At 46.3% G+C, this 19,308-nt stretch carries 17 protein-coding genes; 9 read left to right on the top strand and 8 right to left on the bottom strand.

Annotated elements, in window-relative coordinates:
* Positions 1-138: 138 nt before the first annotated feature.
* Both R7040_RS18925 and R7040_RS18930 read left to right on the top strand, forming a co-directional pair.
* The gene (locus tag R7040_RS18925) at positions 139-555 is read left to right on the top strand and encodes a GreA/GreB family elongation factor (protein WP_054579440.1); all 417 of its coding nucleotides are present in this window, start codon (positions 139-141) and stop codon (positions 553-555) included.
* A gap of 533 nt (positions 556-1,088) precedes the next feature.
* Positions 1,089-1,526: an Hsp20 family protein gene (locus tag R7040_RS18930; protein ID WP_005378857.1), complete on the top strand. Its 438-nt coding sequence runs from the start codon at positions 1,089-1,091 to the stop codon at positions 1,524-1,526.
* Positions 1,527-1,652: 126 nt separating this feature from the next.
* On the opposite strand, the gene R7040_RS18935 is transcribed toward R7040_RS18930, so the two are convergent.
* From R7040_RS18935 to glyQ, 4 genes are all read right to left on the bottom strand, one after another.
* Entirely contained in the window at positions 1,653-2,906 is a 1,254-nt protein-coding gene (locus tag R7040_RS18935; protein ID WP_064353494.1) for a valine--pyruvate transaminase, read from the bottom strand.
* A 229-nt stretch (positions 2,907-3,135) separates the two neighbouring features.
* Complete coding sequence (locus R7040_RS18940; RefSeq protein ID WP_318096930.1) at positions 3,136-5,220, bottom strand: alpha-amylase; 2,085 nt, start codon at positions 5,218-5,220, stop codon at positions 3,136-3,138.
* Positions 5,221-5,437: 217 nt separating this feature from the next.
* Positions 5,438-7,504 carry a glycine--tRNA ligase subunit beta gene (gene glyS, locus R7040_RS18945; protein WP_005378875.1) on the bottom strand — a complete coding sequence of 689 codons (2,067 nt, stop codon included), beginning with the start codon at positions 7,502-7,504 and terminating at the stop codon, positions 5,438-5,440.
* A gap of 13 nt (positions 7,505-7,517) precedes the next feature.
* Positions 7,518-8,435: a glycine--tRNA ligase subunit alpha gene (gene glyQ, locus R7040_RS18950; RefSeq protein ID WP_005383818.1), complete on the bottom strand. Its 918-nt coding sequence runs from the start codon at positions 8,433-8,435 to the stop codon at positions 7,518-7,520.
* Between the two features lie 484 nt (positions 8,436-8,919).
* Here glyQ and R7040_RS18955 point away from each other — a divergent pair, with 484 nt between their 5' ends.
* Positions 8,920-9,474, top strand: a complete 555-nt coding sequence (locus R7040_RS18955; RefSeq protein ID WP_005378877.1) for a TMEM165/GDT1 family protein — start codon at positions 8,920-8,922, stop codon at positions 9,472-9,474.
* A 160-nt stretch (positions 9,475-9,634) separates the two neighbouring features.
* Positions 9,635-9,895 carry a hypothetical protein gene (locus R7040_RS18960; RefSeq protein WP_005378878.1) on the top strand — a complete coding sequence of 87 codons (261 nt, stop codon included), beginning with the start codon at positions 9,635-9,637 and terminating at the stop codon, positions 9,893-9,895.
* Between the two features lie 44 nt (positions 9,896-9,939).
* Here R7040_RS18960 and tusA read toward each other — a convergent pair whose 3' ends face one another.
* Positions 9,940-10,188: a sulfurtransferase TusA gene (gene tusA / locus R7040_RS18965; RefSeq protein ID WP_033906598.1), complete on the bottom strand. Its 249-nt coding sequence runs from the start codon at positions 10,186-10,188 to the stop codon at positions 9,940-9,942.
* Between the two features lie 133 nt (positions 10,189-10,321).
* Between tusA and R7040_RS18970 the strand changes: the two genes are divergently transcribed.
* Both R7040_RS18970 and R7040_RS18975 read left to right on the top strand, forming a co-directional pair.
* Positions 10,322-10,504: a hypothetical protein gene (locus R7040_RS18970; RefSeq protein WP_005378880.1), complete on the top strand. Its 183-nt coding sequence runs from the start codon at positions 10,322-10,324 to the stop codon at positions 10,502-10,504.
* Between the two features lie 168 nt (positions 10,505-10,672).
* A complete protein-coding gene (locus R7040_RS18975) occupies positions 10,673-11,617 on the top strand; it encodes a LysR family transcriptional regulator (RefSeq protein WP_017821924.1) in 945 nt (314 codons plus the stop codon).
* 52 nt (positions 11,618-11,669) lie between these two features.
* On the opposite strand, the gene R7040_RS18980 is transcribed toward R7040_RS18975, so the two are convergent.
* The 3 genes from R7040_RS18980 to fadB form a co-directional block, all read right to left on the bottom strand.
* The gene (locus R7040_RS18980; RefSeq protein WP_225466711.1) at positions 11,670-12,650 is read right to left on the bottom strand and encodes an MDR family oxidoreductase; all 981 of its coding nucleotides are present in this window, start codon (positions 12,648-12,650) and stop codon (positions 11,670-11,672) included.
* Between the two features lie 250 nt (positions 12,651-12,900).
* Positions 12,901-14,076 carry an acetyl-CoA C-acyltransferase FadA gene (gene fadA, locus R7040_RS18985; protein ID WP_006743176.1) on the bottom strand — a complete coding sequence of 392 codons (1,176 nt, stop codon included), beginning with the start codon at positions 14,074-14,076 and terminating at the stop codon, positions 12,901-12,903.
* 14 nt (positions 14,077-14,090) lie between these two features.
* Complete coding sequence (fadB, locus tag R7040_RS18990; protein WP_064353498.1) at positions 14,091-16,262, bottom strand: fatty acid oxidation complex subunit alpha FadB; 2,172 nt, start codon at positions 16,260-16,262, stop codon at positions 14,091-14,093.
* Between the two features lie 261 nt (positions 16,263-16,523).
* Here fadB and R7040_RS18995 point away from each other — a divergent pair, with 261 nt between their 5' ends.
* Genes R7040_RS18995 through hemG form a run of 3 tightly spaced genes read left to right on the top strand, consistent with a single transcriptional unit; the run spans position 16,524 to position 19,188 of the window.
* A complete protein-coding gene (locus R7040_RS18995) occupies positions 16,524-17,147 on the top strand; it encodes a YigZ family protein (protein WP_005378891.1) in 624 nt (207 codons plus the stop codon).
* 46 nt (positions 17,148-17,193) lie between these two features.
* Positions 17,194-18,651, top strand: a complete 1,458-nt coding sequence (locus tag R7040_RS19000; RefSeq protein ID WP_005378893.1) for a TrkH family potassium uptake protein — start codon at positions 17,194-17,196, stop codon at positions 18,649-18,651.
* Between the two features lie 9 nt (positions 18,652-18,660).
* The gene (hemG, locus tag R7040_RS19005) at positions 18,661-19,188 is read left to right on the top strand and encodes a menaquinone-dependent protoporphyrinogen IX dehydrogenase (RefSeq protein WP_054577148.1); all 528 of its coding nucleotides are present in this window, start codon (positions 18,661-18,663) and stop codon (positions 19,186-19,188) included.
* Positions 19,189-19,308 lie beyond the last annotated feature (120 nt).

Consider the following 19,308-nt stretch of genomic DNA (forward strand, 5'->3'; position numbering starts at 1 on the left):
GCTATAGTGCTGAAGAGCTGATGATTAAGGAGACTAAGAAAATGGTGATGACTTTCCTGAACTAAGCCGGAAGTGATGCACTTCCGGTTCAATGCACTGAATTTATTTGTAAGACAAGGCATTAAGAAGGAAATAATCATGTTTGAACGCTGGTTCTCAGCGTACTGCTTGGCGCTGCGAACTTGGTGGTTAACCAGTCGCTTTTTAACCTATCAATCACCACTAAGGTTGTTATCGCTATTTGAAACCTGCGAGCAACAAGCCCATTGCCGTAACCGAACTCGTATTGCGGTTGGGGACACGGTTCGCTTAGTGGATGTTGAACGCGCCTATCAATATCGCATGACGTTAGTCAGCTCGCGCAAGGGGCAGCCGATGACAGGTATGCTCGCGGTCGATTCTTATTTGGGATCTCGACTGTTAGGTCGAGCTAAAAATGATGCGCTCGAAGTGGAAATTTTTAATCAGCGACGCTGCTTTGTGATTACTGAAATTGTTCATCACTCGCAGCCACCAGCTCAGAAAATGCTGTGTGGTTGTCTGTTGTGCCAATAAATAGAGGTGAAGTCATGAGTAAGAAAGAAAAGAAACAACCGCAGTTGAGTCTAAAAGAAAAGCGCAAACTAAAGCAGGAAAAGGCGGCAGAAAAGGGCGTTGTAAAAGCGCGTAAATCCTCCCGCAAGTAAAGTGTAGATTGAGCCCTCCAGAACGGTGGGCTTTTTATCACTGATCGTGAAGTGATGAGGAACTAAGCTGTTCAAGGGGATAGTGGATGCTTTAAAAATTTTTTATTTTTTCCCTTGAAAGTCATTTTTGACGACCTTATATCTAGTTGTGAAGAGGGTGACTGGCTTGCTAGAGACTAGAAGACCAGCCCTCTGAAATCGCTAAAACGAGATCGCTCAGAAGAGGATATGGCGTTTTAGCACACAACTTAAACCTTTAGATTCAATATCATGTCTCCGAGCCAAACCAAGGCCAGTGGAATGATAAGAATCTCTTAGTTCGGCGTTGGTTTTTGCATAAACACGCCAGTAGGATGAAACTCATCTGAACTAAGACTATTGCTTAATTAAGAGGATAGATTTATGCGTAATGTAGATTTCTCACCACTATACCGTAATGCAATTGGCTTTGATCGTCTGCTAAACCTGATGGAAGCGAATACAGCGAAAAATACTTCTGGCGGTTACCCTCCATACAACATTGAGCAAAAAGACGAGCACAACTACCGTATTACTATGGCCGTTGCTGGCTTTGCTGAAGAACAGCTCGATCTGACTCAAAACGAAAACATGTTGATTGTGAAGGGCGAACGTAAAGCCGAAGAAGGCAAAAACTACGTTTACCAAGGTATTGCAGAACGTGATTTTGAACGTAAATTCCAGCTAGCGGATTACGTAAAAGTCGTGGGTGCATCAATGGAAAACGGTCTACTTCATATCGATTTAGTTCGTGAAATCCCTGAAGCCATGCAACCACGTAAGATTGCTATCGGTGGTAACAACCTGATTGAGAACAACTAATCAGTTAACCACCCAGTTATAGAATGAGAAAGAGCGCCATATGGGCGCTCTTTTTAGTTTGGGGTTTTCAAATCCGCTATTTTAAAGCCGTAATTTCAAAGAGAAGAACGGCTGAGTTCAATCCATCTATTTACCTTCGCGGTAAGCCTTTTCCACTTCTTCAGCGATAATCGCAATGCCTTTTTGCATCATTTCATCATCTTGAACGTAGTTCATACGCAGGCATTGGTGCGCGTGATCCCACTCGTCTTGCTGACCAATAAAGAAATATTCACCAGGGACAATCAATACGCCACGCGCTTTCAAGCGTTGGTACAGTTCCATTGTTGTGATTGGCAGTTCATCAAACCATAACCACAAGAAGATAGCGCCTTCCGGCTTGTGGATGCGGAATCGCTCATCGGTAATTGCTTGTTGGAGCAGTTCAACCGCACGTTGTGATTTTTGCTTGTAGAACGGCTTAATCACCTCTGAACTCAGTTTAAGCAGATCGCCTTTGCCAATTATATGGTTTGCCAGCGCTGGACCAACACTGCCCGGCGCTAGGCTGATGATGCCGTTCATATTGGTTAACGCTTGAGTGATTTCTTCACTCGCAATCACAATGCCACAACGCACACCTGGCAAGCCAAGTTTAGATAGGCTCATGCATAGGATGGTGTTTTCATTCCAGAACGGTTCGACATCTTCAAAGATGATGTTCGGGAAAGGTAGACCGTAGGCGTTATCGATGATCAGCGGGATGTTGTTCTCACATGCTAGCTTGTCCAGTTTACGTACTTCTTCGTCTGTCAGTACATTACCCGTTGGGTTGGTTGGACGAGACGCGCAGATTGCCGCAACAGAGTCGTCGACGGTTAGTTGCTCAAAATCGACGTGGTATTTAAACAGACCGTTATCTAACAGCTCGATTTCTGGGTGGTAAGAGATAAAGATATCTTCATCAATGCCTGCATCACCATAACCGATGTACTCAGGTGCGATAGGTAGTAGCACTTTCTTATGCGAACCATCTGGCTGTTTACCTGCCAACAAGTTGAACAAGTAGAAGAAGCCACTTTGGCTGCCGTTAGTTAGGCTGATGTTCTTTTCGGAAATATCCCAGCCGTAAGTTTCACGGAATAACTGAGCTAGCGCTTTGACGAACGCGTCTTTACCCTGCGGGCCATCGTAGTTGGCGAGGGCGGCGACGAGCTCCCCACTGGCGAGCATTTCCTCACTGGCTTGGTGAAAGTAATCGAGCATGGCAGGAATGGCGGCAGGATTACCTCCACCGAGCATGATGGCACCTGGTGTGCGCAGACCATCATTCAAATCGTCCATTAACTGCGTAATACCTGAATACTGATTAAATTTTTCACCAAACTTTGAGAACTGCATGCTGACTTATACCTAATTCATTGTGATTGCTTTGTGTATGTTTATGCCGATGTTTTATCGGCTTATCGAGTAATCCTTGACCTTACCTCAATGTGTAATTAACGCAAAGTGTGAATTAAGCCGAAAAAGAAAAAAGTGCGTCATCAGACCAGAGGGACGAGACTAAATGGCAAAAAGAACAATAAAAAAGGGAAGCTTATGCTTCCCTTGCTGGTGGAGAGAGTGTGATTTACTCACCGGTGTAAACAATCAGTACCTTGTCGTCTTGGTATTGGCGTTCGAACGCGTAGTAACCTTCTTGATTGCGAGTGATGTGCTTACCTTGAGCAACCGCTGGGTGGCGTTTACGGAATTCACCCAATTTTTGCCAATGTTGCAGCAGATCTTCACGCTCGCCATGAATCTTATCCCATGGCATATCTGAGCGTGTGCCTTGGTGGGCGTCTGAACCAGTAATGCCAAAATCACGAGCTATCTCATCACCGTAATAGATCTGTACTGCACCCGGAGCCAGCATCAGAGCATTTGCCGCACGTGCTTGGTCATCAAAGCTGCGGCTGCGAGCTGACCAAAACAGTTGTGTATCGTGTGAAGACAGGTAGCTCAACACATTGAACTCAGGATCGGTATTGATGCGCTCTGCATAGCGGCGGTAATCATTATCAAGTTGAGCGAAACACTTCAGCGCTTTTGGTGCCACATCAGATTGGAACTCGAAGTTGATGATGGAATCGAAGCCGTTATCGAAATACGGGCTCTTCACTACGCTGTGTGCCCACACTTCACCTGTCATCCAAAATGGCAGGTCATCTAGTGCTTTGTCTGGATTGTTTTGCTTCCACTGGGCAAGCGCTTGAGTGGTGCTGGCTTTCAACTCTGCCCACGCTTCCATTTCAACGTGTTTGGCCGTGTCGACACGGAAGCCGTCAATGCCGTAGTCACGTACCCAATCGGATAACCAGGTAATCAGGTGTTCACGTGGGGTTTGCAGCTCATCTTGCGCATTGGTGTCTTTATTGCGGAAGAAGTTTGGTAATCCGGTTTTCTTAGTCGATTCGGTTTTGAGATCCGGTAGGTAGTTCAAAGACATGGTGATATCGTTGTAGCCCGGAGCATCGTAGTCACCAATGTCGGTGCGGATCCAATCTTTGCCCCACCATTTATCCCACGCTTCGCTATCACCGTATTTGATGTAGTCGTTGAAGCTGTGCCAGCTTTGTCCTAATTTTGGCTGCCAGTCGGTCCATTTTTCACCAAGGACTTGTTTGGCTTCTTGGTCATCAAGGTAAAGCTGACCAAAGCCGAATTCCTGCATGTCTGCTAATGTCGCATAACCTGTGTGGTTCATGACTACATCCCAAATCACGCGGATACCTTTCTTGTGGGCGGTATCGACGAAGGTTCTGAGTTCATCTTCGGTACCCATGTTGGCATCAAGCTTGGTCCAATCTTGGTGATAGTAGCCGTGGTAGCCGTAGTGCTTAAAGTCGCCTTTATCGCCGCCGCCAACCCAGCCGTGGATTTGTTCCAGTGGTGAGGTTATCCAGATAGCATTCACACCAAGTGATTCGATGTAATCGAGTTTTTTCGTTAGACCCGCTAAGTCACCACCGTGGAAGGTACCAATCTCATATTTTCCGTCTTTACTGCGACCGTAGCTGTTGTCGTTGTCAGGGTTGCCATTGTAGAAGCGGTCAGTCATGACGAAGTACACTGTTGCGTTATCCCAGCTGAACGGTTTGTCGGCTTGCTGATCGACTTCTTCTAGCAGCAATAGACCTTGGCTCATAGGACCCGGCTGCATGGTGACGCTGCCATTGGCGACTGTGGCTTCTTGTCCGGTTAAGGCGTCACGAACGACAGTGCCATCATTAAAGGTTTGAGCAACATTGATGGTTTTTGGCGTGTCAGTTGCGACAGGGCAAGAGTAGGTGATGTCCTGAGTCTGTTTTGGTTTGATTTTTACCGTCAGCTCGTTGGTGGTTGGATTGAGCGTAAATTGATAGGTATTGGCTTTGAAGATGCGCAGCGGCATTTGTGCATCAGTGGCGCAGTTATCCATTTTTAATGGACGATTGAACTTGATGCGATCTTCTTCTGCTAGGGCAAAGCTACTGCCACAGCTTTGATTACTGTCGGCAATGGTAAAGGTGTAGCTGCCTTTTTCGAGTTTTTGCTCGGCGACAAGTAAGCCCTGTGAGTTTTCCTCAAAAACAGCGGTATCATCACCAACGCTTAATACGATGGCATTTTCTGAAATCTGGCTGCAGGCGCTCAGTAGACCAATAGAGAGTGCGAGAATTGTTTTTTTCATTGTGTCCTTCCCCCGAATAAACAGTCCAGTTATAGCAAAACTGTGCCTCTACAATCCGAGCTCTATACCAACAAGTTAAACGCGTCTCACCCTACAAATTTTAGTCTTGTTCACAAAATGAATAATAAGCGTCACCTTCATCGGTTTGAAGGCAACAAAAAAGGGAAGCATCTGCTTCCCTTTTACTTATTTCTTAATCACTTCGAAGAGTAATGAATTACTTTTGAAGCAAAGAAATGTCTGCGATCTGTAGGAACAGGTTACGCAGGTTGTTCAGTAGTGTCAGACGGTTCTTCTTAAGTGCTTCGTCGTCTGCCATTACCATTACGTTATCAAAGAACGCATCAACTGGTTCACGTAGGTCAGCTAGCTTGCTTAGGGCTTCTTGGTAGTTACCTGTAGCAAATGCTGGCTCTAGCGCTTCAGTCATTACTTCAACGCTTTCTGCTAGTGCTTTCTCTGCGTCTTCTTGTAGAAGTGCTAGGTCGATGTCTGCTGCTAGTTCGCCGTCGAATTTCGCTAGGATATTACCTACACGTTTGTTCGCTGCTGCTAGAGACTCTGCTGCTTCTAGTTCACGGAAGTGAGAAACCGCTTTAACTCGTTGGTCGAAGTCTGCTGGTTTCGTCGGGCGACGCGCTAGAACTGCTTGAATGATGTCTACGCTGAAGCCTTCGTCTTGGTACCAAGCACGGAAACGACCAAGCATGAACTCGATAACGTCTTGCTCAACGTTGTCGTTGGTTAGGCGATCGCCAAACAGTGACTTCGCTTTCGCTACTAGGTCAACAAGATCTAGGTTGTAGCCGTATTCAACGATGATACGTAGTACACCTAGAGATGCGCGGCGTAGTGCGAATGGGTCGCTGCCTTTAGGCGCTTGACCAATACCGAAGATACCTACGATAGTGTCTAGCTTGTCTGCCATTGCAACTGCAGTTGAAACACCGTTAGATGGCAGTTCATCACCTGCGAAACGAGGCATGTATTGCTCGTTCAGTGCGACTGCAACTTCTTCTGCTTCACCGTCGTGGCGAGCATAGTGCATACCCATAACACCTTGAGTATCCGTGAATTCGAATACCATTGAGGTCATTAGGTCACATTTTGCTAGTAGACCAGCACGCTTTGATTTCTCAACGTCAGCACCGATTTGCTCAGCAATGTAGCCAGCAAGTTCAGTGATGCGGTCTGTTTTGTCTTTGATCGTACCCAGTTGCTTTTGGAAGATCGCTTGTTCTAGTTCTGGCAGACGGTCGATAAGCGGACGCTTACGGTCTGTGTTGAAGAAGAACTCTGCGTCAGCAAGACGAGGGCGAACTACTTTCTCGTTACCTTCGATTACGTAACGAGGCTCTTTTGATTCGATGTTCGATACGAAGATGAAGTTAGGTAGTAGCTTCTTGTTTTCATCGTAAACAGGGAAGTATTTTTGATCACCTTTCATGGTGTATACCAACGCTTCAGAAGGCACTTTTAGGAACTCTTCTTCAAACTTCGCTGTTAGTACCACTGGCCATTCAACCAGAGACGTTACTTCTTCTACTAGGTCATCTTCTAGGTCAGCGATACCGCCAACCGCTGCTGCCGCTTTTTGTGCGTCAGCGAGGATGATTGCTTTACGCGCTTCGTAATCTGCCATTACTTTACCGCGCTCTTCTAGGATCGCAGGGTATTGTTCAGCAGAATCGATAGTGAACTCTTGCTCACCCATGAAGCGGTGACCACGGATAGTGCGGTCTGAAGCGACACCAAGGATCTCGCCTTCGATTAGATCGCTGCCCATTAGCATGGTTAGCGTCTTAACTGGACGGATAAATTGAGTCGTTTTGTTACCCCAGCGCATTGGTTTTGCGATAGGTAGGTTTGCTAGTGCTTTCGCTGCAAGTTCAACTACGATCTCAGACGTTGGCTGACCTTTCACTTCTTGTTTGAACAGTAGCCATTCACCTTTGTCTGTAACCATGCGTTCTGCTTGGTCAACCGTGATGCCACAACCGCGTGCCCAGCCTTGAGCTGCTTTTGTTGGGTTGCCTTCCGCGTCAAACGCTGCAGAAACCGCAGGGCCACGCTTTTCAACAACTTTGTCAGACTGGCTGTCTGCTAGTGCTGCGACTTTAAGTGCAAGACGACGAGGTGCCGCGAACCATTTCACGCCCTCGTGAGCAAGCTCAGCGCCTTTTAGTTCTGCTTCGAAGTTTGCTGCGAATGCTTCAGCTAGAGTGCGAAGTTGCGTTGGTGGTAGCTCTTCTGTACCTAGCTCGATTAGAAATTCTTTTGCCATGTTACTCTACCCCTTACGCTTGTTCTTTCTTACACATTGGGAAGCCTAGAGCTTCACGCGATGCGTAGTATGCTTCTGCAACTGCTTTCGTCAGGTTGCGGATGCGTAGGATGTAACGTTGGCGTTCAGTTACTGAGATCGCTTTACGCGCATCTAGTAGGTTGAATGCGTGGCCAGCTTTTAGAATGCGTTCGTAAGCAGGCAGTGGCAGTGGCTTTTCAAGCTCAAGTAGTTCTTTACACTCTTTTTCACACTGTTCGAAGAAACCAAATAGGAATTCAACGTCTGCGTGCTCGAAGTTGTAAGTTGATTGCTCTACTTCGTTTTGGTGGAAGATATCACCGTAAGTCACTTTGCTGCCGTCTGGTGCGATGTTCCAAACTAGGTCGTAAACAGAGTCTACTTCTTGGATGTACATTGCTAGACGTTCGATACCGTAAGTGATTTCACCAGTTACTGGTTTACACTCAAGACCACCAACTTGCTGGAAGTAAGTAAACTGGGTCACTTCCATGCCGTTTAGCCAAACTTCCCAGCCCAGACCCCATGCGCCTAGTGTTGGGTTTTCCCAGTTGTCTTCTACGAAACGGATGTCGTGTACAAGAGGGTCAATACCAAGAACTTCAAGGGAGCCAAGGTACAACTCTTGAATATTGTCAGGCGATGGTTTTAGCGCTACTTGGAATTGGTAGTAGTGCTGAAGACGGTTAGGGTTTTCACCGTAACGGCCATCAGTAGGACGACGTGAAGGTTGTACGTAAGCTGTCGACATTGGCTCTGGGCCAAGCGCTCGTAGACAGGTCATTGGGTGAGAGGTACCCGCACCCACTTCCATATCTAGCGGTTGAACAATGGTACAACCATTTTGAGCCCAATAATCCTGCAGCGCGAGGATCATTCCCTGGAAGGTTTTGATATCGTATTTTTGCATAAGTCAGGTTCGCGCGATTCTCTTGTTACTCGTTAATTCGTCATCTATGCCGAGTTTTTCAACTCTAACAACGGCGATAAAGAGTAATTACGGTTGAATAAATTAACAATCTAGTATAACCAGATATTGAGCATGGGAGTAGAGCTAATCTTGATTAATTCGTGGGCGATTTTCTCCTTTAATGAATTTTTACCGCGTTATCTGCTGTATTTTTCCTAAAAGGGAGTTTTTGCCTGCTTTGGCTCTTGAGAAGCGCAACAAAGGTGGCTAGAATTGCGCCTGTCTTTGGGGAGTAGCTTACCTGATGAAGTTTCTGTTTCATCTGGTTCGTCCGTCAACATAATTGGTGCAAAATCACCATGGCGTTCGAGACTTGAAGCCTTTCAAGTTTAGCAAGACCTTAGACAAATCATCACGAACCGGGGTAGGGGCGTGAGGTTTGTCTTCGGTTAAAAATAATAATCCCTGCCCCAATGAGCATGTCGTGAGCGTTTTAGCTATTTCAATTACTACTGTAGCGTTAGCAGAAATTGGCGATAAGACCCAATTGCTATCTCTATTACTCGCAAGTCGTTACCGAAAACCAATCCCAATTATTGCAGCAATCTTTTTGGCAACTATTGCCAACCACGCTTTGGCTGCATGGTTAGGTGTGGTTGTCGCAGACTATCTATCACCTGAGATTTTAAAGTGGGTGCTGGTGGTCAGTTTTGTCGCGATGGCGGCTTGGGTTCTGATCCCGGACAAACTGGATGATGACGAGCAGATTTCTAATCGAGGCCCATTTATTGCCAGCTTTATCGCGTTCTTCGTTGCGGAGATAGGCGATAAAACTCAGATCGCCACTTCCATCTTAGGGGCGCAATACGCGGATGCGTTAAGTTTGGTGATTATCGGTACCACAATCGGTATGCTGCTGGCGAATGTACCTGTGGTCCTGATTGGTAAATTGTCGGCCGACAAGATGCCTTTAGGGCTGATCCGTAAAATCACCGCATTTTTGTTTATTGCTCTGGCAATAGGGGCTGCACTGTTCTGATTTTTTGCACGTGAAATGATGTGAGTTATCAATCATTAGTGGCGTGCTGCGCGAGTTCAAACTCTGACTCTAAATCGTTCCGTTGCGTGACGGATGACATATAAGTGTCATACTTGTCATGGTAGTTTAATGGTGTGAATGATAGCGAGAGGGCAAGTTTATGCTTACACGTTACATGGGGATGTCCCCGAAGAGTCAGAGTTATTTATTCACTTTTGGTTTAGCGCTGTGTTTACTAGCGATGGTGCTAACTGATATGTGGTTACCGATTGTAGCAGGATCGTTCGTCCTTACTGGATTGACAGTAGAAGCGTGGATTCGTGTCGCTCACATCATTCCTATGCATGAAGAGATGCGGGCAATGAAGAAACAACTTAACAAGCTCCAATCAGAAGTTCGCACACTCGAATACGACGAATAAACAAACGGCAGCCAATATTGGCTGCCGTTTTTAGTTCGACCAGATTATTCCAATCCTTTCTTGATCAGGTACTGATACGGAACTTGCTCCGTTTGTGCCGCAACTAATTGGTGGTCCATAAAGCGGCAGAAACTCGGAATGTCTCGAGTCGTGGATGGATCGTCTGCTTTGACCAGCAAAATCTCACCATCTTGCATGTTGCGAATTGTCTTCCTGACCATCATCACTGGCTCTGGGCAGCGCAGTCCTTGCGCCTCTAATGTCTTGTTTGCCAGTTCAGGATTAAAGCTCATAGTGTGATTCTCGTAACTAACTGAGCGTTGAATTTTACTTTCGTTGAAAAAATATTCAATAACCACTTGGCAAACCGAATTTTTTGTTTTACCTTAAATTAACAATTTGGTAACAACTGGCAAGGGAGAGGCAATGTTAACAGCGTTAGACAGACTTACGATTTACTCAGTGCTGTGTTTTATCTCGTTCTGTGCATTGGTACTTAGGACGCCAGCTGACACCTCTTTGACGCCTCTCGTAGGCATGGTTGCCACTATTATTGGGATTTGGATCGAGATGCGCAGATGGTCTGGCGCATCTGAGCAAGAAAATTAGCGCTTCTTGCTTGGATCAGAATGCTTTTAATAACGCTCACCTATTTTTTACCGACACTTCATTCCGACACTATCCCCATTTTTCTTGGGCTTCCCCGCTGAAAGGCGGGATTTTTTTTGCCTAAAGAGTACAATTTACCCAAACACATACAAAATAAGTGGCTAATTCGTGGAACTGGAAGATATCTATCGCCGAGATTTAAATTTACTGGTTGCGTTGCGAGTACTGATAGAAGAAAACAGTGTCAGTAAGGCGGCAACACGTCTGAACTTGAGTCAATCGGCAATGAGTCGTGTGCTTGGTCGTCTACGCGACTTATTGGGAGACCCGCTGTTTACTCGTCAGGGACAGCATTTGATCCCAACTCAGAAAGCGTTAGAGATCGATCGCTCATTGGGCGAGCCATTAGAGTCTTTACGTCAGTTGTTATCTCCGGTTGAGTTTGACCCATTGCAATGCGTACAGACTTTCAACATCGTGACCACCGATTATGCCATGCAAACGATATTACCGTTCGCTTTGCCGAGAATTTACCAAGAAGCACCAAATGTGTCTTTCAACTTCTTACCACTGCAACACGACCGTTTATCAGATCAGCTCACTTATGAAGGTGCAGACTTAGCGATTTGTCGCCCGACAGGCCCGGTGGAGCCTCTACGCAGTGAAGTGTTGGGGCGAGTGGGGGTGCTGTGTATGCTTTCAAAACAGCATCCATTAGCGAATAAAGAAATGAGCTTGGATGATTATCTGAGTCATCCACATGCCATGATCGCCATCAGTGATGGTGTTAAGGCACTGATCGAACAAGCTTTGATGGAGAAACCTAAGCGTAAAATGGTTCTGCGGGCTTATCATTTAGAAGCCGCATTGGCGATCATGGATACCTTGCCAATTATCATCACAGTGCCAGCGGACTTGGCGTATCTGGTTGCCGAGCGTTATGACTTGGTGGTGAAACCGTTACCATTCCAATTCACGCCGTTTGAATACTCGATGATTTGGCATGCGCGTTGCGAGCATTCTCCCGCTCAAGAATGGTTAAGAACGATTGTGCGTGAAGAGTGTAGCCGTCTGATAGCTAAACGTATCGAAGATATGGGACTGAACTGCTAACAAAAAAGAGCCAGCAATGCCGGCTCTTCGTCTGTTTACACTGAGTCAGTGTTTATAGCTTGATAACCACACGACCCGTTACTTGACCGTTGGTGATGTCTTCTGCATATTTCGGTGCTTCAGCAAGAGCAACTTCAGTACACGCTTGCTCGAAGTAGCTGTCTGGTAGTAGCTCGACCAGCTTTTCCCATGCAGCGATACGTTTCTTTGTTGGGCACATTACTGAGTCCACACCTTGTAGGCGAACATTACGTAGGATGAACGGCATCACTGTGGTTGGTAGATCAAAACCACCTGCAAGACCACAAGCTGCAACTGCACTGTTGTAATCCATTTGCGCCAATACTTTTGCTAGTACTTTGCTGCCTACAGTATCAACCGCACCTGCCCATACTTGTTTTTCAAGCGGACGTGCTGGTTCTTCAAATTCAGTACGGTCGATGATGCGGCTAGCACCTAGTTTTTCAAGTAGCGGGCCGTTTTTCTCTACACGACCTGTCACTGCAGCAACTTTGTAGCCAAGCTGTGCTAGAAGCGTTACTGCGACTGAGCCTACACCGCCACTTGCGCCAGTTACTAGGATTTCGCCATTTTCAGGTTTGATGCATGCATCAAGCAGTGCTTGAACACACAGCATACCAGTGAAGCCAGCAGTACCAACCATCATTGCTTTCTTGCTGTCTAGACCTTTTGGTAGTGGTACTAGCCAATCCGCTTTTAGACGAGCACGCTGAGACATACCACCCCAGTGGTTTTCACCCACGCCCCAGCCAGTAAGGACAACTTTGTCACCAGCTTGGTAGCGGTCGTCTTCTGAGCTTACTACCGTACCTGCTAGGTCAATACCTGGCACCATCGGGAAGTTACGGATGATTTTACCTTTACCTGTGATCGCAAGACCGTCTTTGTAGTTTAACGATGAGTAATCAACGTCAATCAGAACGTCGCCTTCAGGCAGTTGTGTTTCATCGATTTGCTCGATGTTAGCGATAGTACGTTTGTCTTCTTGATTTAGAACTAGAGCATTAAACATAAGGTTCTCCGATTGTGCGGTAGCATGACTCTGGGTCACATGCAGCAAGATATTAACTGGTCTAAGTGTATGTCTTCTTTGTCTATGAATAAAATGAAACTTGAGCATTTAATGTATGCTCTTCATGCATGTTTGATGTAAAACAAAGGGCGACATCAATTGTCGCCCTTAAGTGTAATACTAAAAATTTTAGTACTAGTTCATTTGCTTATGATTGTTGGCTCGATCACTACAACAACGTCTTGAACTGTTATGGTCGTTCAAATACTGTCGCAATGCCCTGACCCAAACCGATACACATGGTGGCCAGACCGTATTTCGCGTCTTTCGCTTCCATTAGGTTGATCAACGTTGTTGAGATACGTGAACCAGAACAGCCTAGTGGATGACCCAATGCTATCGCACCACCGTTAAGGTTGACCTTCTCATCCATAACATCAAGCAGGCCTAAGTCTTTAGCACACGGCAGAGACTGCGCGGCAAATGCTTCGTTTAGCTCAACCACATCCATGTCTTCAATTGAAAGACCGGCACGCTTGAGCGCTTTTTTCGTCGCAGGTACAGGACCGTAACCCATAATAGAAGGATCGCAGCCCGCAATGGCCATGCCTTTAATACGTGCACGAATCTTCAAGCCAAGTTCATTAGCTTTCTCTTCACTCATGATCAACATCGCTGATGCACCATCGGACAGAGCCGATGATGTACCGGCTGTTACTGTACCGTTTGCAGGGTCGAACACTGGGCGAAGTTGAGATAGACCTTCAACGGATGTTTCAGGGCGAATCACTTCGTCGTAATCCAGAGTGAACAGTGTGCCGTCTGCTGCGTGGCCTTCAATTGGTAGAATTTCGTTTTTAAAACGACCCTCTACGGTTGCTGCGTGCGCACGAGCGTGAGAGCGAGCGGCAAACTCGTCTTGTTGCTCACGGCTAATACCATGTAATTTACCAAGCATTTCAGCCGTTAAGCCCATCATGCCCGCAGCTTTTGCTACGTTCTTTGACATACCTGGGTGAAAGTCTACACCGTGGTTCATTGGCACATGCCCCATGTGCTCAACACCACCAATTAGGCAGATTTCAGCATCGCCAGTCATGATGGCACGTGTACCGTCGTGAAGCGCTTGCATTGATGAGCCACACAAGCGGTTCACCGTCACGGCGCCAATTTCAATCGGCAGACCAGCAAGCAGCGCCGCATTACGTGCAACGTTAAAGCCTTGCTCTAGTGTTTGCTGTACACAGCCCCAGTAGATGTCTTCAATCTCGCTTGGGTTCACTTGTGGGTTACGCGCAAGAATGCCTTTCATTAGGCGCGCAGATAGATCTTCTGCTCGTGTATGACGGAAAGCACCACCTTTAGAGCGACCCATTGGAGTACGTAGACAATCGACTACGACAACATTTCTTGTTTGATTAGTCATTTTAGAATCCCTCCTTAGATAGAACCTTGCTGTTGTGCACCGTAAAAGCTTTCACCTTTCGCCGCCATATCAATCAGCATTTGCGGTACTTGGTACATCGCACCTAGCTCGGCGTGTTGTTTTGCCATTTCAACGTATTCAGCAATACCCACGCTGTCTAGATAGCGGAATACGCCACCGCGGAATGGAGGGAAACCAAGACCATAAACCAATGCCATATCTGCTTCCTGCGGAGTCGCGATGATGCCTTCTTGTAGGCACAGCACCACTTCGTTAATCATTGGAATCATCATACGTTGAATGATGGTCTGATCGTCAAAGTCCTGCTTATCGGCACAAACGTCAGCAAGTACCGGTAAGATCGCTTCGGAGAAGGTTTTCTTCGGCTTACCTTTTTTATCTATGGTGTAGCTGTAGAAGCCATTACCATTTTTCTGACCATATTTGTCTGCTTCGAACAGTGCATCAATCGCATCACGACCTTGTTTACCCATACGCTCAGGGAAACCGTCAGCCATCACAGCTTGTGCGTGGTGCGCGGTATCAATGCCGACTACGTCAAGCAAGTACGCCGGTCCCATCGGCCAGCCAAACTTACGCTCCATGACTTTGTCGATTTTCGTAAAGTCAGCACCATCACGAAGTAGCATGCTGAAACCGCCAAAGTATGGGAACAATACGCGGTTAACGAAGAACCCTGGGCAGTCATTAACGACAATTGGTGATTTGCCCATTTTCGCAGCATACGCCACAACACGGTTGATGGTTTCATCAGAGGTGTGCTCACCACGGATGATCTCAACAAGAGGCATACGATGCACTGGGTTGAAGAAGTGCATACCACAGAAGTTTTCTGGGCGTTTTAGTGATTTTGCCAATAGGTTGATAGGAATCGTCGAGGTGTTTGAGGTGATAACGGTGTCGTCACCGACATGGGATTCAACTTCACTTAAAACTGCTGCTTTTACTTTCGGGTTTTCAACGACAGCTTCAACAATCACATCAGAGTTTTCAATACCTGCGTAATGTAGGCTCGGTGTGATTGACGCTAAAATACCCGCCATCTTAAAGCCATCAATGCGACCGCGAGATAAGCGTTTATTCAGCAGCTTAGATGCTTCAGTCATGCCTAGGTCGAGCGACGCTTGCGCGATGTCTTTCATTAAGACAGGCACACCTTTTAGCGCTGATTGGTAAGCAATGCCGCCACCCATGATACCTGCACCTAACACGGCTGCACGTTGCGTGTCTTTACTTGCTGACTTCGCTGCTTTTTTCGCAATGCCTTTGATGTATTGATCATTAAGGAATAGGCCAACGAGTGATTTTGCTTCTTCCGATTTAGCCAATTTCACGAAGTGCTTACGTTCAATGTCTAACGCTTCATTACGTGCAAAGCGAGCACCTTCTTCAATCGTGATAACGGCTGTCATTGGGGCAGGGTAGTGAGGGCCTGCTTTTTGTGCCACCAGACCCTTCGCCATGGTGAAGCTCATCATTGATTCAAGCTTACTCAGCGTTAGCGGAGATGTTTTCTGTGCTCGGCGTGCTTGCCAGTCAAGTTTCTCGTTAATTGCAGAGTCAAGAGTTTGTAGTGCTGATTCGTATAAAGCATCAGTCTCTACAACTGCATCGAGTAAGCCAATTTTCAATGCTTCATCAGCTCGGCATGCTTTACCTTGGGTGATGATTTCCATTGCGCTGTCTGCGCCAATAACGCGAGGTAAGCGTACACAACCACCAAAGCCAGGCATGATTCCCAGTTTCGTTTCTGGTAGGCCGATGCTGGTGGTTTTGTCACCAATACGCATGTCTGTTGCTAGCACACATTCACAACCGCCACCAAGAGCGTGGCCTTTGATCACTGAGATGGTCGGAACGGGTAAGTCTTCTAATTTGTTAAAGATGCTATTAGCAAATTGCAGCCATTGGTCGAGCTCGGCATCCGTTTTAGCAAACAGACCTAAAAACTCGGTAATGTCTGCGCCTACAATGAATGCGTCTTTATCTGAAGTGAGCAACAACCCCTTGAGGCCTTGATGGGCAATGAGCGCATCAAGAGCTTTATCTAGCGATTCTAATGTCGCTAGGTCGAGTTTGTTGACGGATTTTGGAGAGCAGAAGCTTAGCTCTGCAATACCATCTTGTATTTCCTTTACCTGTAGGGTTTCGGCTTGGTAAATCATTGTCTATCTCCATGACATACAATCGTGGATTGTCTGTATACCTATTTCAACGACGCCGTGTACCTCGGCAAATAGGTATCGAGGAAGTCGTTTTATTTTTGTTCTGGTTTGACCAGTAAGGTTAGTTTGGATCGTGGATTGTTTAATTTCAATACATTTTTTAAACAAGTGTTTAACATTGTGCGCTGTGGCAGATCTTATGCGACGGGTAAATCACACTCGTGATAGACTTCAGGCAAATAGACATGAATCCATAATCCTATGAATGACAAGCCTTATCTGATTCCAGCAGAGCCCGCTCAATTTGAAGAAGAAATTAAAAAGAGCGTCTTCATTACTTATTTGGCACACACGCCAAGTATCGAAGCTGCAAAAGCATTTGTTGATCAAATCAAAGCTAAACACGCTGATGCTAGACATAACTGTTGGGGCTTTGTTGCTGGTCGACCAGAAGATTCGATGAAGTGGGGCTTTAGTGATGATGGAGAACCTTCAGGGACGGCAGGCAAACCAATCCTGGCGCAGCTGTCTGGATCTGGGGTGGGGGAGATCACGGCTGTGGTCACGCGATACTCTGGTGGAATCAAGTTAGGTACAGGCGGCTTGGTTAAAGCGTATGGGGGTGGGGTTCAACAAGCGCTCAAGCTGCTTCAAACTATTGAGAAAAAAATAACCACAAAGCTCAGACTAACGTTAGACTATGGGTTTATGCCTATCGCACAATCAATCATGCCGCAATTTGGTGCGATAGAAGTCGAGGCTGAATACAGCGATCAGGTCGTATTAGTGGTGGAAATTGAGCTTCGAGAAGTGAGCGCGTTTACCCAAGCAATCATCAATAAAAGCGGGGCAAAGGCAATTGTCACTCCGCTAGACGGACAATAATGAAAAACAGGAAGCAACAGGGACAGCTTCGCTAGTCAATTTATCCATGCAATTTCGTTCAATTATTCGAATCGTCGGGCTACTGCTCGCACTCTTCAGTGTCACTATGCTTGCGCCAGCACTCGTTGCGCTGATCTATCGAGATGGTGCTGGTGTGCCTTTTGTCACGACATTTTTTGTTCTGCTGTTTTGTGGGGCCGTTTGTTGGTACCCAAACCGCAGGTATAAGCACGAGCTTAAAGCTCGAGATGGCTTTCTTATTGTCGTCTTATTCTGGACAGTACTTGGCAGTGCAGGCTCGATCCCCTTTCTCATTGCTGACAATCCGAACGTCTCAGTGACAGATGCGTTTTTTGAATCGTTTTCTGCTCTCACGACGACCGGGGCGACCGTTATTGTTGGTTTGGATGAGTTACCTAAAGCGATTCTATTCTATCGACAGTTACTGCAGTGGTTCGGCGGTATGGGAATCATCGTATTAGCGGTGGCGATTTTGCCAGTACTTGGCATCGGTGGTATGCAGCTTTACCGCGCCGAGATCCCAGGTCCAGTCAAGGATACTAAAGTGACGCCGCGCATAGCAGAAACTGCTAAGGCGCTTTGGTACATCTATTTGAGCCTGACTATCGCCTGTGCTTCGGCTTTTTGGTTAGCTGGTATGACGCCATTTGATGCCATCAGTCACAGCTTTTCCACCATTGCCATTGGTGGCTTCTCTACCCACGATGCCAGCATCGGATACTTTGATAGTTACGCGATTAACCTGATTACGGTGGTTTTTCTGCTTATATCTGCATGTAATTACACACTGCACTTTGCTGCATTTGCATCAGGTGGCGTACATCCCAAGTATTACTGGAAAGATCCTGAGTTTCGCGCCTTCTTGTTTATTCAAGTGCTGCTATTTATCATTTGCTTTCTATTATTACTGAAACATCACTCTTACACATCGACATACGATGCTTTCGATCAGGCTCTGTTCCAAACTGTATCAATATCCACAACAGCGGGCTTTACGACAACAGGTTTTGCGGATTGGCCGCTCTTCTTACCTGTGCTGTTATTGTTCTCTTCCTTTATAGGTGGTTGTGCTGGTTCAACAGGCGGCGGCATGAAAGTGATCCGTATCCTGCTTCTTACCTTACAAGGTGCGCGTGAACTAAAACGTTTAGTCCATCCACGCGCGGTTTACACCATCAAAGTAGGTGGCAGTGCCCTACCGCAACGTGTTGTCGATGCGGTTTGGGGTTTCTTCTCCGCATACGCATTGGTATTTGTGGTTTGTATGTTGGGGTTGATTGCAACAGGAATGGATGAGCTCAGTGCGTTCTCGGCGGTGGCTGCGACTCTGAACAACCTCGGTCCTGGCTTGGGAGAAGTAGCGCTGCACTTTGGTGATGTTAACGACAAAGCAAAATGGGTATTGATAGTTTCTATGCTGTTTGGTCGTTTGGAAATCTTTACCTTACTTATTCTACTTACGCCGACGTTTTGGCGTAGCTAAGGGGAAATCGTGGCAAAAGCATTATTTCTATACTCTTCCCGCGAAGGGCAGACTAAAAAAATTCTCCACTATATAGATGAACAACTTCCAGACTTCGATTGTGAGCTGGTGGATTTACATAATGTCGAGACGATTGACTTCAGCCAATACGACAGAGTATTGATAGGCGCCTCTATTCGCTATGGCCATCTTAATAAAAAGCTATACCAGTTTATTGAGCGAAACCTCAATCAATTGGAGCAAAATAAAGTGGCATTTTTCTGCGTAAACCTAACCGCTCGTAAAGAGGACCAAGGAAAGGATACACCTGAAGGTAGTGCCTACATTCACAAGTTCCTAATTAAGTCGCCTTGGAAACCAACGCTAATAGGTGTTTTTGCTGGTGCACTTTATTACCCACGTTACAGCTGGTTCGACAGAACTATGATTAGGTTCATTATGTCGATGACGGGTGGCGAAACTGATACGACCAAAGAGGTGGAGTACACCAATTGGGAAAAAGTGGCTCTTTTCGCAGATAAATTCAGAGAACTGTAGAAATAACGTGCTCTTTTGACCGCTTTTGATGCAAATTTATCCGAACGATAAAAAAATCAAAAAAAACGAGAAAAAGGGCTTGCCAATGTGATCGCAATCTCTATAATGCCACCTCGCTGA

The organism is Vibrio sp. 1069 (assembly GCF_033340555.1).